This is a genomic window from Marimonas arenosa, assembly GCF_030848945.1.
Taxonomy (GTDB): domain Bacteria; phylum Pseudomonadota; class Alphaproteobacteria; order Rhodobacterales; family Rhodobacteraceae; genus Marimonas; species Marimonas arenosa.
In genome coordinates, this window is the sequence record NZ_JANHAX010000004.1 from 89,768 (window position 1) to 103,806 (window position 14,039).

Here is a 14,039-nt window from a genome sequence, read left to right on the forward strand (position 1 = left end):
GGGCGGGTAACGTTGCGCTCAGAGCGCCTCGATAGCTAGTGCGATGCCCTGGCCACCACCGATGCACATGGTGATCAGCGCCTTTTTCCCGCCCACCCGGGCGAGTTCGTAAAGTGCCTTGACCGTGATGATCGCGCCGGTGGCTCCGACCGGGTGGCCAAGCGCGATGGCGCCGCCGTTGGGATTGACCTTCGCCGGGTCAAGGCCGAGGTCCTTGTTGACCGCGAGCGCTTGGGCCGCGAAGGCTTCGTTCGACTCGATCACGTCGAAGTCGGAAGCGGAAAGTCCAGTTTTTTCAAGGAGCTTTCCGACTGCAGGGATCGGGCCGATGCCCATCACCTCGGGACGGACGCCGGCGTGGGCATAGCCCAGCACCCGGGCGCGGGGTTTGAGGCCAGCGGCCTCGGCCGCTTCGGCGCGGGCCAGAACCAGCGCGGCTGCACCGTCGTTGATGCCGCTGGCGTTGCCGGCGGTTACTGTGCCGTCCTTCTGAAAGACCGGGCGCAGACCGGCCAGCGCCTCGGCCGAGGTGGCCTTGGGGTGTTCGTCGGTGTCGAAGGGGACGAGATCGCGCTTCACGCGAACCTCGACCGGCACGATCTGGTCGCGGAAGCGGCCTTCGGCTATGGCGCGGGCGGCACGGGCCTGGCTTTCCAGTGCGAAGGCATCCTGGGCCGCGCGGGAAATGTCATGTTCGGCGGCCACGTTTTCCGCGGTTACGCCCATATGCCCGGTGCCGAAGGGGCAGTTCAGCGCGCCGAGCATCATGTCGAGCGTTCTGACGTCTCCCATCTTCTGGCCGAAGCGTTGCTGCGGCACGATATAGGGTGAGCGGCTCATCGATTCCGCCCCGCCGGCAAGACCGAAATCGGCATCTCCCAGCATCAGAGACTGCACCACCGAGACGATCGCCTGCGCGCCCGAGCCGCAGAGGCGGTTCACGTTCATCGCCGGCGCGGAGTCGGGAATGCCGGCTTCGATCGCGGCCACGCGGCTGAGATACATATCGCGCGGTTCGGTGTTGATCACGTGACCGAACGCCACGTGACCGATCTGTCCACCTTCAACGCCCGAGCGCGCCAGCGCTTCTTTCGTTGCGATGGCGCCGAGTTGTGCTGGCGGTGTGGCGGCGAGCGCGCCGCCGAACGTGCCGATGGCTGTGCGGGCACCGTCGAGAATTACAATATCAGTCATGAGTCTTGCCCCGGGATGGTGAAGGTTTCGTTAAAGGACCATACGGGGCGGCCGGGTCGGGGAAAAGAGGTCAGTCCGAGACTTGCCCCGGCGTCACAACTGTGCCAGCAGTCCTCCATGCAATTGACTGCCTATGGACCGCTGACTGAGGCCGAGCAGAAGCTGATCGCTGACTGCTCGGCGGGTGGGCGGATCACCATTGGCGACGGCGAATTACCCAAGGCGGAGACACCGGCGGTGTCGATCCGGGCCGGGTTGATCCGGATGTTGTTGACCGGCAGCGAGCCTGCCCTCACGCTGCATGACAAGGGATTGCGGTTGCGCGGGGCATGGATCAGCGGGGCGCTCGATCTGCAGGGGGCGGATATCTCGCATGACCTTTCGCTGACCGCCTGCCGTCTGCCGGCAGCGGTTGAAATCGTGAACGCGCGCCTGCGCGGCCTGTTCTTCTCGGGCTGTGCGATGGCAGGGCTTTCAGGCGATCACGCGCGGCTCGACGGGGCGCTGTTTCTGCGCGCGGGCACCCGGGTGGAGGGTGAGATTGCGCTGGCCGGGGCGCGCATCGCGGGTGATCTTCAGCTTTGCGATCTTTCCATCGTAAGCCCCGGGCAAGACGCGGTTTTCGCTCCGTCGCTGACGGTGGACGGATCGGTTTTCCTTGGCAACTACCCCTATGTTAACGGCGAGACCGCGCTGACTACAAATGGTGCGCTCTTTCTGGCTTCGGCCAGTGTTGAGCACGACTTGTTCATAACGCATGTGTCGATTGCGACGAAACGGGATATGATAGCCGGTGTCTTTCACGGCTCGGAGGAGCACGGTGCCGACAATGCGCTATCGCTGGCCCGGGCGCAGATTGGCGGCATCCTCTATTTCAAGCAGAACCAGATCGCCGGCGGGACGGTGTCGTTGGCCGGCGCCCATGCGGCGCGGTTTCGCGATGAACCGGAAGGCCCGGGCGCCGTCTATCCGATCCGGCTTGACGGCTTCACATATGACGATTTCTCGCGCCACACCGAGACCGATCTGAGTGCCAGGCTGCGCTGGCTGGAACGGCGGCCGACGGACACGCCGTTCACGGCCCAACCCTATGAGCAGTTGGCCCGGGTTCTGCTGCACCTCGGGCACAGGCGGGACGCGCGCACGGTGCTGATGCGTAAAGAGCGGATCCTGCGTTGGGAAAACCGGCAATCCATTAACAATCCGTTGCGCAGAGGCGCGGTTTTCCTGGCCGATTCGGTGCTGCGGGGCGCGGTGGGCTATGGCTATCGGCCGGGGCGGGTTCTGGGGCTGGCGATCCTATTGATTTTGTCTATGGGGCTGTTTTTTCAAAGGGCCTGGGAGGCAGGCGACATGGCGCCAAACGCCGCGCCGATCCTGGTCTCGAACGCTTGGATCGACGCCACCGAGACGCATCCAGAAAATCCCGGCGCTTTCTGGGCATCGAAAGGTCAGGCGGGGCAGGATTGGGAGACATTTCAAGCCTTTGCCTATGCCGCCGACATCGTGATCCCGATCGTTAACCTCGGCCAGGAAAGCGCTTGGGCGCCATCGACCGCGCGAAGCCCCTGGGGGCAGGCAGGGTGGTGGATCCGGTGGTTTGCGAAGGCCGCAGGGTGGATCATTACAGCCTTGGGCGCGGCCGCCGTGACCGGTCTGGTGCGCAACGATTAACCTTTGGCCATGTTGCCGGAAAACCACTGTATGGCAGGTTGGCTGGCGCCTTGTCTGGCACGCTGGCTGGCAGGTGAAACAGGTGCATTGTGCTGCGTGCAATGGTGACCACAAGGAGCGGCGGAGTCACGATTTGTCAGGAACGCGGGCACGTGGCGGCCCGGTCAGAACCGGAAACCGCGCGGCTCGGGGGCCTTTCCACCTGCTCGCCGCGGGTTGGGGACAACCCGGCCGGACCCGGGACGCAGAACGCCCGTCAAGGCGCGAGCGGGACCCGGCCTTTCGGGGTCAGCACCCAGGCATTCGCCCCTTCGATCACAGCCGCGGTCAGCGGCCGGCCCCAGCCGGCACCGCTGTCGAGGTTGATGCGGTTGCCGTAGTGGCGCGGAGCATCGATGGCGGAATGACCGTGCACGACAAGCCAGTCGAAGGGCTCGACATGGGTCAGGAAGGGATCGCGGATCCACAGCAGGTGGTCTTCGGTCTGCCAGTCGAGTGGCAGTTTCGGATCGATACCGGCATGGACGAAGAGCAGGTGGTCCTCGACATGGTAAAGTGGGCAGGCGCGCAGGAAATCGAGATGGGCCTGCGGCACGGCGTCCTGCGTGCCGGCGATAAGCTCGGGCAGGGGCAGGGTCGGATCGATATCGTAGGAGGCCAGTGTGTCGAGCCCGCCGATCATATCGTGCAGCCAGCCCTCGCCGGACTCGATGATTTTTTTCGACCGGAAGGCGCTGTGATCAATGCGCCCAGCCTCGAGAAAGTCGAGGAACATGCGGTCATGGTTGCCCCGGAGCACGATCCAGTCGCGGCCCTGAGCCCGGCCCGAGATCAACGTGTCGAGCACGGCGCGGCTGTCGGGGCCGCGGTCGACCAGATCGCCCAGCACCATGACGCGGGCCCGCGTGCCGCCATCTGCCTCGATCAAGGTGAGAACGTCGAGCAGCATGTCGTGCTGGCCGTGGATGTCGCCAATGGCGTAGATGGGTTCGGTCATAGAGTGGGCCTGTTTTTCGACTCCGCTTTAACGGCTTTCTCGGCCGAGGAAAAGGTGGGCGGGAGCGCGAGAATCCGCGCGATCTGATCACGCAGCCAGGTATGAGCCGGATCATGGCTGGCGCGACGGTGCCAGACCATGCAGAGCTGGGCCGGGGCGATGGGCATTGGTGGGCGAAAGATGTCCAGCCCGAGCCGCTGCGCCGCGCGCCGGGCGAGCTGGGTCGGTAGCAGCGCGACCAGGTCGCTGTCGGCCACCGCGTTGTAGACACCCGAGAAGACCGGCATCGTCATCACGACCCGGCGTTCACGACCGACGGCGGCAAGCGCGGCATCGCCCATGCCGCGCACCCGGCCTTCGGGCGAGAACAGCACGTGGCCGAGATCGCAGTAGAGGTCGATCGGGACGACATCGCCGGGCTGCAACCCGGCTTGGGCGAGGCGTGGATGACCGCCGCGGGCGACGAGCGAGAACGTCGAGGGAGAGAGGTCGCGGCTGTCGGCCCAGGCCGGGAAGTCGGCCCGCGGGATCAGAGCGATGTCGATTTCGAACTGCTCGATCGTGTCGACGTAGTTGTCGGGTACCAGATTGACCAGCTGGACGCGGATGCCGGGAGCGGCGGTCATCAGGTGGCGGGCCAGATCCGGCATCAGCAGTTCGGCGAAATAGTCGCTGCCCGAGAGGCGAAAATTCAGCTCAGCCGTGCGCCGGTCGAACCGCGCAGGAGCCGAGAGAATCGCCTCGATCTCGCTCAAGCGGTCGCGCAGCGGCTGTTTGAGGTCGAGTGCAAACTGGGTGGGTGCGAGGCTGCGGCCGAGACGGGTGAAGAGCGGGTCACCGAGCGCGTGGCGCAGCCGGGACAGCGCCGCCGAGACGGCGGGCTGGGTCAGGCCGATGCGGCGGGCGGCCCCGACGGTGGAGCCTTCCTGGAGCAGCGCGTCGAGGACGCGCAGGAGGTTGAGGTCGAAGGTTTTGAAATTCATGGTGTTAATATATCTTATATCAACAATCGATTTTCCATATGTAATTCGCGGCTGCACCCTGCCTTCGACCCTGAACGGAGGACGCTGGTATGAACATTCTGGGACCCGATGCGCTGGAATGGATGGGGTCGGTCTATCGGATCCTGCTGGAGGCGGGCGAGACCGGGGGCGCGGTGGCGATTTTCGAAAGCGTGACCGGGCCGGGCGAGGGACCGCCGCTCCACATTCATGGAGACGCGGACGAAACATTTGTCGTTCTGTCCGGCGATGTGGAATTCTGGGTGGAAGGTGCGCGAACGATACGCGGCCCGGGACAGGTGGCTTTCGTGCCGAGAGGGCGGGAGCATGGTTTCCGGGTTTGCGGTGAGGCGCCGGCGCGGATGCTGACGATGCTGACGCCCGGCGGCTTCGAACGGTTTTTCTGTGAGATGGTAGCGGGGGGATACCGTCTTCCCGAGGACATGGGCCGTGTGCGTGCTGTGGCCGAACAATATCAACTGGAATTCACCGGGCCGCCTTTGGATGCGCCCGGGGCCCAGAATAAGGGAGGGTGAGTGGATGAAAGGTGTGGCTTTGTATTTCTTCGTAACGGCCGTGCTGGCGGTGACGGGTGGCATGATCTGGGGTATCCAGATGTCGGCCACCGGCAATCACATGCTGGCAGGTGCGCATGCGCATCTCAACCTGGTGGGCTGGGCGACGATGGCGCTGTTCGGTATCTACTACCACCTGACGCCGGCCGCGTCTGAGGCCGCTTTGGCAAAGATCCACTATGGCGTTGCGCTGGCCGGGCTGGTGATCATGGTGCCGGGGATCGTCCAGGCGATCCGTCAAACCGGCGAGACGATGGCGAAGATCGGCTCGGTCCTGACGCTGTTGTCGATGGTTATTTTCCTGGTGACCGTGCTGATTCACGCGCGGCGGACGACCTGACGCCGCAACAAACGAAAACCGCCACCCCGATGGGAGTGGCGGTTGTGCCTTACGCTTTGGTGTCACGATCAGGCGACGTCGAATTCCAGCGGCTGGACCTGCTGGAACAGGCCGGTGTCCTTGAGCTTGGCCAGCACCGGGTCGGGCACCGGCGCGTCGACATAGAGCAGCGCGATGGCGTCGCCGCCCGCCTTGTTGCGGCCAAGGGTAAAGTTGGCGATGTTGACGCCGTTTTCACCCATGGTCTGGCCCAGCGTGCCGATGATGCCGGGCACGTCCTTGTTGGTGGTGTAGAGCATGTGGGCGCCGACCTCGGCATCGATGTTGATGCCCTTGATCTGGATGAAGCGCGGTTTGTCATCCGAGAATACGGTGCCGGCGATCGAGCGTTCGCGCTTGTCAGTGACGACGGTGACCTTGATATAGCCTTCGAAGGCACCGGACTGGTCCTGGCTGGTGGTCGAGATCTGCACGCCGCGTTCCTTGGCCATCACCGGAGCCGACACCATGTTCACGTCCGGGTTGGTGGCCTTCATGATGCCCGACACGACGGCGCAGTTGAGCGCTTCGAGGTTCATGGTGCTGGCTTCACCGTCATAGAGGATGTTGATCGCCTTGATCGGCTCGTCGGTGAGTTGGCCAATGAAGGCGCCGAGGTGATCGGCAAGTTTGATCCAGGGACCCATGACCTTGGCCTCTTCGGCCGTGACGCTGGGCATGTTCAGCGCGTTTTCCACCGCGCCAGTCAGAAGATAGTTCGACATCTGCTCGGCCACCTGCAGGGCGACGTTCTCCTGCGCCTCGGTGGTGGCCGCACCCAGATGAGGCGTGCAGACCACGTTGGGCAGGTTAAAGAGCACATTGTCGGTGGCCGGCTCGACCGAGAACACGTCGAAGGCGGCGCCGGCGACATGGCCGGATTTCAGAAGCTCGGCCAGTGCCTCTTCGTCCACGAGACCGCCGCGGGCGCAGTTGACGATTCGCACGCCCTTCTTGGTCCTGGCGAGGGCGTCGCGGCTTAGAATATTGCGGGTGGCCTCGAGCAGCGGCGTGTGCAGCGTGATGAAATCGGCTCGGGCCAGCAGGTCGTCGAGTTCGACCTTTTCAGCGCCTTTCTCGGCGATTTTCTCGGCGCTGAGGGTGGGATCGTAGGCGATGACCTTCATTTTGAGGCCCCGCGCGCGGTCGGCAACAACGCTGCCGATGTTACCGATGCCGATGATGCCAAGAGTCTTGTTGGTGAGTTCGGAGCCCATGAATTTCGACTTTTCCCATTTGCCGGCATGGGTCGAGGCGTTGGCATCGGGGATCTGCCGGGCCACCGCAAACATCATGGCAATGGCATGTTCGGCGGTGGTGACCATGTTGCCGAAAGGCGTGTTCATCACGATCACGCCTTTCTTCGAAGCGGCGGGTTTGTCGATATTGTCGGTGCCGATGCCGGCGCGACCGATGACCTTGAGCTTGTGTGCATTGGCAAGGATCGTTTCGGTCACCTTGGTGGCCGAACGGATGGCGAGGCCGTCGTATTGACCGATGATTTCGGCCAGTTTTTCTTTGTCTTTGCCCACGTCGGGCATGAAGTCGACATCGATGCCGCGGTCACGGAAGATCTGCACGGCGGTTTCAGAGAGTTTGTCGGAGACGAGTACTTTGGGGGCCATTTCGGGCGTCCTTTTGAGTGATATGCCGGGGAAAGGCGGGCTGAAGCCCGCCCTACGCAGGATATGTAGGCCGGGCTTCAGCCCGGCACGCGGTCAGGATTGCGAGACGATCTCGGCGTCGAACGCCCATTCGATCCAGGGCATCAGGGCCTGGACGTCCGCCGTTTCCACCGTGCCGCCGCACCAGATGCGCAGCCCCGGGGGGGCATCGCGATAGGCGCCGATGTCGAAGGCCACGCCCTCGTCCTCGAGCCGCTTGGCGACGGCCTTGGCAAAAGCGGCGCCGTCCTGGATGCGGGTATCGGTGAACTTGAGGCAGACCGAGGTGTTCGACAGCGTCACCGGGTCATGGGCGAGGAAATCGATCCAGTCGTGAAGCTCGACGAAATCGGCGACGGCCTTGGTGTTGGCGTTGGCGCGGTCGATCAGGCCATGCAGACCGCCGACCGAGCGGGCCCAGTCCAATGCCACGAGATAATCCTCGATCGCGAGCATCGAGGGCGTGTTGATGGTGGCGCCGGTGAAGATGCCCTCGATCAGCTTGCCACCCTTGGTGAGGCGGAAGATTTTCGGCAGCGGCCAGGGTGGCGTGTAGGTCTCTAACCGTTCCACGGCGCGCGGGCTGAGGATCAGCATGCCATGCGCGGCTTCGCCACCCAGCACCTTCTGCCAGGAGAAGGTGGTGACGTCGAGCTTGTCCCAGGGCAGGTCCTGGGCAAAAGCGGCCGAGGTGGCGTCGCAGATGGTCAGCCCCTCGCGATCGACCGGAATCCAGTCGCCGTTCGGCACGCGGACGCCCGAGGTGGTGCCGTTCCAGGTGAAGACGACATCGTTCGAGAAATCGACGGACGCGAGGTCGGGGAGTTCACCGTAGTCGGCGGTTTTGATGGTGGCGTCGAGCTTGAGTTGCTTGACCACGTCGGTGACCCAGCCGGCGCCGAAGGATTCCCAGGCCAGCATCTCGGTGCCGCGGGCGCCCAAGAGCGACCACAGCGCCATCTCGACGGCGCCGGTATCGGAGGCGGGAACGATGCCGATCTTGTAGTCGGCGGGGATGCCCAGCACCTCGCGGGTGCCCTCGATGGCATCCTTGAGCTTTGCCTTTCCGATGGCGGCGCGGTGCGAGCGGCCAAGGGCTGCGTCGCTGAGCTTGTTCAATTCGAAAGTGGGGATTTTGGCGCAGGGGCCAGAGGAAAACCGCGGATTGGCCGGCCGCGGTGCCGGTTTTGACATAGCCATTGATGCTATCCTTCCAGATATGCGCCCCTCGTTGGGGAGGGGTGTCCCACCGCCGCATTTACGCCGGTCGCGGCCCTTTCGCAAGTGCAGAAATGTCGTTAGAAGCCGCTGATGTGTCGGAACGCGGCACGTTGAGACTACGATCGGAAGCCTCGCAAATGCATATCGTCACGCTTTTGACTGCGCCTGCTGCGCCCACGCTGGACGCCGCTCTGATCGATTCGCTGCGAAATGCCTGGGGCGGTGGCGAAGCGCGCTGGCTGGCACCGGGCGAGGCGGCTGAGTTCGATTTGCAGACCCGGCCCGAGAATTTCTGGGAAGTATGGGCGAATGTGCAGAGTCTGGGGGTCGATCTCGTCGTCCAGCAGGCCGCGGCACGGAAGAAGAAAATGCTGCTGGCCGACATGGATTCGACCATGATCCGGCAGGAGTGCATCGACGAGCTGGCCGAGGTGGCGGGCGTAGGTGACTATGTCAGGGATATCACCGCGCGGGCGATGAATGGCGAGCTGGATTTCGAAGGCGCGCTGACCGAGCGGGTGGGATTGTTGAAGGGTCTCGACGCCGGGGTGATCGACGAGGTGTTGCGCACGCGGATCGAGTTGATGCCGGGCGGGCGGGCGCTGGTGGCGACGATGCGGGCCAATGGGGCGTATACGGCGTTGGTGTCCGGCGGGTTCACCGCGTTCACGGCCAGGGTGGCGGCAGAACTGGGATTTGACGAAAACCGGGCGAATACCCTGCTGATCGAGGACGGCAAGCTTACCGGCGACGTGGCGCGGCCGATTCTCGGCCGCGAGGCCAAGGTACAGGCGCTGAAGGAGATCACGGCGAAGCTGGGTATCGCGGAAGCGGAGGCGATGGCCGTGGGCGACGGGGCCAACGATCTGGGCATGCTGGGCCTGGCCGGGGCGGGCGTGGCGCTGCATGCCAAGCCCAGCGTGGCGGCGGAGTGCGAGATCCGGGTGAATTTCGGGGATCTGACGGCGCTGCTCTACGTGCAGGGCTATGCCAAGGCGGATTTCGCCGGGTGAACCGAGGAAGACCTGGGTCCACCCGTGCCCGGCGGGTTGCACGCCGCTGCCGGCGGTGATGATATCGCAGAGCCTTTCGCTTGCCGAAAGGGCGGCAGCGAGGGGCCAGCCCCTCGCGCTCCCCGGAGTATTTACGGCAAGATGAAGGACCGGACAAAGGAGAGACGTTATGGGCAAACCTTGCATCATCTGTGTCGCGATCACCGGCAGTGTGCCGACCAAGGCGGACAATCCGGCGGTGCCGATCACCGTCGAGGAGCAGGTCGAGAGCACGCAGGAGGCCTTCGAGGCGGGGGCGTCGATTGCCCATTGTCACGTTCGGATGGAGGATGGCACGCCAACCAGTGATCCCGGGCGGTTCGCGCAGCTGAAGGAGGGGCTGGAGAAACACTGCCCTGGCATGATCATCCAGTTTTCGACCGGCGGCCGGTCGGGGGCGGGGGCGGAGCGGGGCGGGATGCTGCCCTTGCGACCGGACATGGCGAGCCTGACGGTTGGGTCGAACAACTTTCCTACGCGGGTTTACGAGAACCCGCCCGATCTGGTGGCGTGGCTGGCCGGCGAGATGACCAAATACGACATCACGCCCGAGATCGAGGCTTTCGATTTGAGCCACATCCACCAGGCCGTGCTGATGAAACACGCGGGGCTGTTGCCCGGCAAGCTCTATGTCCAGTTCGTGATGGGGGTGAAGAATGCCATGCCTGCCGACAAGGACGTGTTCGATTATTACGTCAAGACAATGCAGCGGCTGGCGCCGGACGCGGAATGGTGCGCCGCCGGCATCGGTCGGAACCAGATCGAAGTCAACGAATGGTGCATCGCTGCCGGCGGCCACACCCGCACGGGTCTGGAAGACAATGTGCGGCTGGACCGCGAGCATCTGGCGCCGTCGAATGCGGCGCTGGTGAAGCGCGCGGTCGATCTGTGCGAGAAATACCAGCGTCCGGTCGCCACTTGGCAACAGGCGCGCGAGATACTGGAACTGCGACCTGTTTAGGCGCCGCGCCGGGCCGAAGCCCGGCCCGCGGGGCTTCGCGGATCAGGCGGCGTAGCGGGGTTCGCGTTCTTCCGGTTCGGGCTCGGCCAGGGTGCAGAGGTCTTTGCCCTTCATCAGCGAGGTGACAATCCGGCCTTCGTCAGTGTCCCGGATGCCGTAGCCATAACCGCGCAGGCGGAATTTCCATTCCCGGTCCGACAGCGACATCTCGCGTTCATGCAGGACGATCTCGCAGATCTTGCGGGTCATTTCGGTGTCGAGCTGCTCGTGTTTCATGGTCTTGGTCCCTTCCCGAGGATTGTTTCTGATTCGAGGATGGTCCGGGCAAATGGCGGGAATTTAGCCCGATTTGGGAAATTTCGGGCCGAGCGGTCGGTCAACGGTCCGGATTGTGCCGCAATTGGTGTCAGAGGCTGCATGATTGTGATCCGGATTGGGCGGACGGCCGTAAACCAGTCAGCAAGAGGAGAGAGCCATGTTTCGCATCTTCGTTCTGAGCATTCTGATTCTGCTTGGAGTTCAGGCCCGGGCGCTCGAGCTGAGCGCGCCGTTCGACTCGATCGACGGCGGCACGTTGAGCCTGGCGCAGTGGCAGGGTCAGCCAGTGCTTGTGGTGAACACCGCGTCGCAATGCGGCTTCACCTATCAGTACCGCGGGTTGCAGGACCTCTATGACCGTTACCGCGACCGCGGGCTGGTGGTTCTGGCCGTGCCGTCGGACGATTTCCGGCAGGAGTTGGCCAGCAATGCAGAGGTGAAGGAGTTCTGTGAGCTGCAATACGGGATCGACATGCCGATGACCGGCATCACCCATGTCAAAGGCGCCCGGGCACATCCATTCTACAAGTCGTTGCGCGCCGAAACGGGGTTCGTGCCGGGGTGGAACTTCAACAAGGTGCTGATCGGGCCGGACGGCCAAGTGGTGAAAACCTATGGCTCCGGGGTCAAGCCGCTGTCGCGGGCGATTACCGGCGAGATCGAGGCGCTGCTGAAGTGAGGGGCGGAGCGCGGGCAGAAACCGACGGCCAGGCGGACAGAACCACCGTCTACTATGACGGTGCCTGTCCTTTGTGCCGGGCCGAGATTTCCTTCTACACGTCCCGCGACGCCGCCGGGCGGCTTGAGCTTGTCGACGTGTCGCAGCCCAATGCCGCGCTGCCCGAGGATCTGGAGCGGGACGCGGCCTTGGCGCGGTTTCACGTGATGACACCGGCAGGGCGGCTGAGGTCGGGGGCCGCCGGGTTTGCCGCGCTCTGGGCGGAGGTGCCGGGTTGGGGCTGGGCGGCGAAGGTAGCGGGCCGGCCGGGCATGTCAGCCGTGCTTGAGCTTGGCTATCGGCTGTTCCTGCGGATGCGGCCGGCGATCGTGCGATTGTTCGTGGCCAGCCAGGGTCTGCGGGCCGGGTGGCGCAGGCGAGAGAAGGGTTAAGCGATGCAGACCAAGCTTGGAGTGGTCGCCGGGTTCTGTGCCGTGATGCTGGCAGCCCCGTCGGCGCGAGGACAGGACAGGATGATCGAAGATTTCACTGGCTCCCCCGGTGACCGCTGGGAATACATCAGCGACCAGGTGATGGGGGGCGTGTCGAGCGGGCGGGTCTCGCTGCAGCGTGACGGCGGGCAGGTTTTCCTGCGCCTGCAGGGCGAGGTCAGCACGGCCAACAACGGTGGCTTCATCCAGGCGCGGCTGAAACTGTCCGAGCGGCTGCCAAACACCGCGCAGGGGCTGGAGCTGAAGGTTCGGGGCAACGGCCAGACCTACTACGTGCATGCGCGCACCGGTGGGACGGTTCTGCCGTGGACGTTCTATCAGGCGTCCTTCGAGGTGACGCCGCGGTGGGCAACGGTGCGGATTCCGTTCGAGGCGTTCCAGGCGCGCGGGCGGATGCTGCGCAAGACGCTCGCGCCCGAGGCGATCAGGAGCCTGGCGGTTGTTGCCTATGGTCGCGATCACACGGCCGACCTTTCGGTGGCGGATATCAGGATTTACTGACGCGGTGTGCTTACAGCCCGGCTTCGGCGGCGATCTGGGCTTTTGACTTCCGCGCCCGTTCGGTGGCGGATTTGAGCTGGCCGCAGGCGGCCATGATGTCTTCGCCACGCGGGGTGCGGATGGGCGAGGCATATCCGGCCTTGTAGATGATGTTGGCGAAGCTTTCGATCCGTTCCCAATCGGAGCGTTCGTAAGGCGAGCCGGGCCATTCGTTGAACGGGATGAGGTTGATCTTGGCGGGGATGCCGCGGATCAGTTTCACCAGCCGGCGGGCATCTTCGTCGCTGTCGTTCACGCCCTTGAGCATGACATACTCGAACGTGATGCGCTCGGAGTTCGAGGCCTTGGGATAGGCACGCAGGGCATCGAGCAGTTCGGCGATGGGCCAGCGCTTGTTGATCGGGACCAGCTTGTCGCGGATCTCGTCGGTGGTGGCGTGGAACGAGATGGCGAGCTGGCAGCCGATCTCTTCGGCGGTGCGCGCAATTTCAGGCACGACGCCGGAGGTGGACAGCGTGATGCGGCGGCGCGAGAGGGAAATGCCCTCGGGGTCCATGGCGATCTTCATCGCGTCGCGGACGTTGTCGAAATTGTACAGCGGCTCGCCCATGCCCATCAGCACGATGTTACTGAGGAGCCGCGGGCGGGCGTCGGAGCCTTCGCCGGGTTTGGGCCATTCGCCGAGATCGTCGCGGGCGACCATGATCTGGCCGACGATCTCGCCCGCTGTGAGGTTGCGCACCAGTTTCTGCGTGCCGGTGTGGCAGAAGGAACAGGTCAGCGTGCAGCCGACCTGAGAGGAAATGCAGAGCGTGCCGCGGTCTTCCTCGGGGATGTAGACGACCTCGACCTCGTGACCGCCGGCGATGCGGACGAGGTATTTGCGGGTGCCGTCGGCGGAGACCTGTTTCGACACGACCTCGGGGCGCTCGATGACGAAATGCTCGGCCAGCTGGGCACGGTAGGTCTTGGCGAGGTTGGTCATTGCGTCGAAGTCGGCGCAGCCCTTCTGGTAGATCCACTGCCAGACCTGGTTTTCGCGCATCTTGGCCTGTTTCTCAGGTGTGCCTGCCTCGATCAGCGCCGCGTGGAGCTGCGGACGTGTGAGGCCGATGAGGTTCACCTTGCCGTCGTCGCGTCTTGGCAGACGAGGCAGGGCAGTGACCTCGGGGGTGATGGGCGTGTCTTTGGCGGCCATGGGCGCGGGTCCTCGTGCGGAGATGGGCATATATAGGGGGATCGCGGGAAAATGCAAAATGCCTGTGGACGTTGCCGCGACATAGGATGCAACTTGAAGCATTTGAATGGACGCTGGGGCCCGGCATGATAAAC

General features: G+C 64.1%; 15 protein-coding genes. 8 read left to right on the plus strand and 7 right to left on the minus strand.

The window, feature by feature from the left end:
• Positions 1-18 precede the first annotated feature (18 nt).
• Positions 19-1,194, minus strand: a complete 1,176-nt coding sequence (locus NO357_RS13750; protein ID WP_306736266.1) for an acetyl-CoA C-acyltransferase family protein — start codon at positions 1,192-1,194, stop codon at positions 19-21.
• A gap of 117 nt (positions 1,195-1,311) precedes the next feature.
• On the opposite strand from NO357_RS13750, the gene NO357_RS13755 reads away from it, so the two are divergent.
• Positions 1,312-2,868, plus strand: a complete 1,557-nt coding sequence (locus tag NO357_RS13755; protein WP_306736267.1) for a hypothetical protein — start codon at positions 1,312-1,314, stop codon at positions 2,866-2,868.
• Positions 2,869-3,124: 256 nt separating this feature from the next.
• On the opposite strand, the gene NO357_RS13760 is transcribed toward NO357_RS13755, so the two are convergent.
• Together NO357_RS13760 and NO357_RS13765 are read right to left on the minus strand one after the other, a co-directional pair.
• Positions 3,125-3,865, minus strand: coding sequence for a metallophosphoesterase family protein (locus tag NO357_RS13760; RefSeq protein ID WP_306736268.1), 741 nt, complete (start codon positions 3,863-3,865; stop codon positions 3,125-3,127).
• Positions 3,862-4,848, minus strand: a complete 987-nt coding sequence (locus NO357_RS13765; protein ID WP_306736269.1) for a LysR family transcriptional regulator — start codon at positions 4,846-4,848, stop codon at positions 3,862-3,864. The genes NO357_RS13760 and NO357_RS13765 overlap by 4 nt, the downstream gene beginning before the upstream one ends.
• Positions 4,849-4,937: 89 nt before the next feature.
• Between NO357_RS13765 and NO357_RS13770 the strand changes: the two genes are divergently transcribed.
• Positions 4,938-5,402, plus strand: a complete 465-nt coding sequence (locus NO357_RS13770) for a cupin domain-containing protein (protein ID WP_306736270.1) — start codon at positions 4,938-4,940, stop codon at positions 5,400-5,402.
• Between the two features lie 4 nt (positions 5,403-5,406).
• On the plus strand, positions 5,407-5,781 hold the full coding sequence (locus NO357_RS13775; protein WP_306736271.1) for a hypothetical protein: 375 nt from the start codon (positions 5,407-5,409) through the stop codon (positions 5,779-5,781).
• A gap of 68 nt (positions 5,782-5,849) precedes the next feature.
• Here NO357_RS13775 and serA read toward each other — a convergent pair whose 3' ends face one another.
• Together serA and NO357_RS13785 are read right to left on the minus strand one after the other, a co-directional pair.
• Entirely contained in the window at positions 5,850-7,445 is a 1,596-nt protein-coding gene (gene serA, locus NO357_RS13780; RefSeq protein WP_306736272.1) for a phosphoglycerate dehydrogenase, read from the minus strand.
• A gap of 93 nt (positions 7,446-7,538) precedes the next feature.
• Entirely contained in the window at positions 7,539-8,684 is a 1,146-nt protein-coding gene (locus NO357_RS13785; RefSeq protein WP_306736273.1) for a phosphoserine transaminase, read from the minus strand.
• Between the two features lie 158 nt (positions 8,685-8,842).
• Here NO357_RS13785 and serB point away from each other — a divergent pair, with 158 nt between their 5' ends.
• On the plus strand, positions 8,843-9,718 hold the full coding sequence (gene serB, locus NO357_RS13790) for a phosphoserine phosphatase SerB (RefSeq protein WP_306736274.1): 876 nt from the start codon (positions 8,843-8,845) through the stop codon (positions 9,716-9,718).
• A gap of 169 nt (positions 9,719-9,887) precedes the next feature.
• Positions 9,888-10,718: a 3-oxoadipate:acetyl-CoA acetyltransferase gene (locus NO357_RS13795; protein WP_306736275.1), complete on the plus strand. Its 831-nt coding sequence runs from the start codon at positions 9,888-9,890 to the stop codon at positions 10,716-10,718.
• Between the two features lie 42 nt (positions 10,719-10,760).
• Here the strand turns inward: NO357_RS13795 and NO357_RS13800 are convergent, their stop codons facing one another.
• Positions 10,761-10,994: a hypothetical protein gene (locus tag NO357_RS13800; RefSeq protein WP_306736276.1), complete on the minus strand. Its 234-nt coding sequence runs from the start codon at positions 10,992-10,994 to the stop codon at positions 10,761-10,763.
• Positions 10,995-11,193: 199 nt separating this feature from the next.
• Between NO357_RS13800 and NO357_RS13805 the strand changes: the two genes are divergently transcribed.
• Genes NO357_RS13805 through NO357_RS13815 form a run of 3 tightly spaced genes read left to right on the plus strand, consistent with a single transcriptional unit; the run spans position 11,194 to position 12,707 of the window.
• Positions 11,194-11,715, plus strand: a complete 522-nt coding sequence (locus NO357_RS13805) for a glutathione peroxidase (RefSeq protein ID WP_306736277.1) — start codon at positions 11,194-11,196, stop codon at positions 11,713-11,715.
• Positions 11,712-12,146 (plus strand): thiol-disulfide oxidoreductase DCC family protein, encoded by a 435-nt coding sequence (locus NO357_RS13810; protein WP_306736278.1) that lies wholly within the window; start codon positions 11,712-11,714, stop codon positions 12,144-12,146. Before NO357_RS13805 ends, NO357_RS13810 begins: the two co-directional genes overlap by 4 nt.
• A gap of 3 nt (positions 12,147-12,149) precedes the next feature.
• Positions 12,150-12,707: a CIA30 family protein gene (locus tag NO357_RS13815; RefSeq protein ID WP_306736279.1), complete on the plus strand. Its 558-nt coding sequence runs from the start codon at positions 12,150-12,152 to the stop codon at positions 12,705-12,707.
• 10 nt (positions 12,708-12,717) lie between these two features.
• Here NO357_RS13815 and rlmN read toward each other — a convergent pair whose 3' ends face one another.
• A complete protein-coding gene (gene rlmN, locus NO357_RS13820; protein ID WP_306736280.1) occupies positions 12,718-13,905 on the minus strand; it encodes a dual-specificity RNA methyltransferase RlmN in 1,188 nt (395 codons plus the stop codon).
• Positions 13,906-14,039 lie beyond the last annotated feature (134 nt).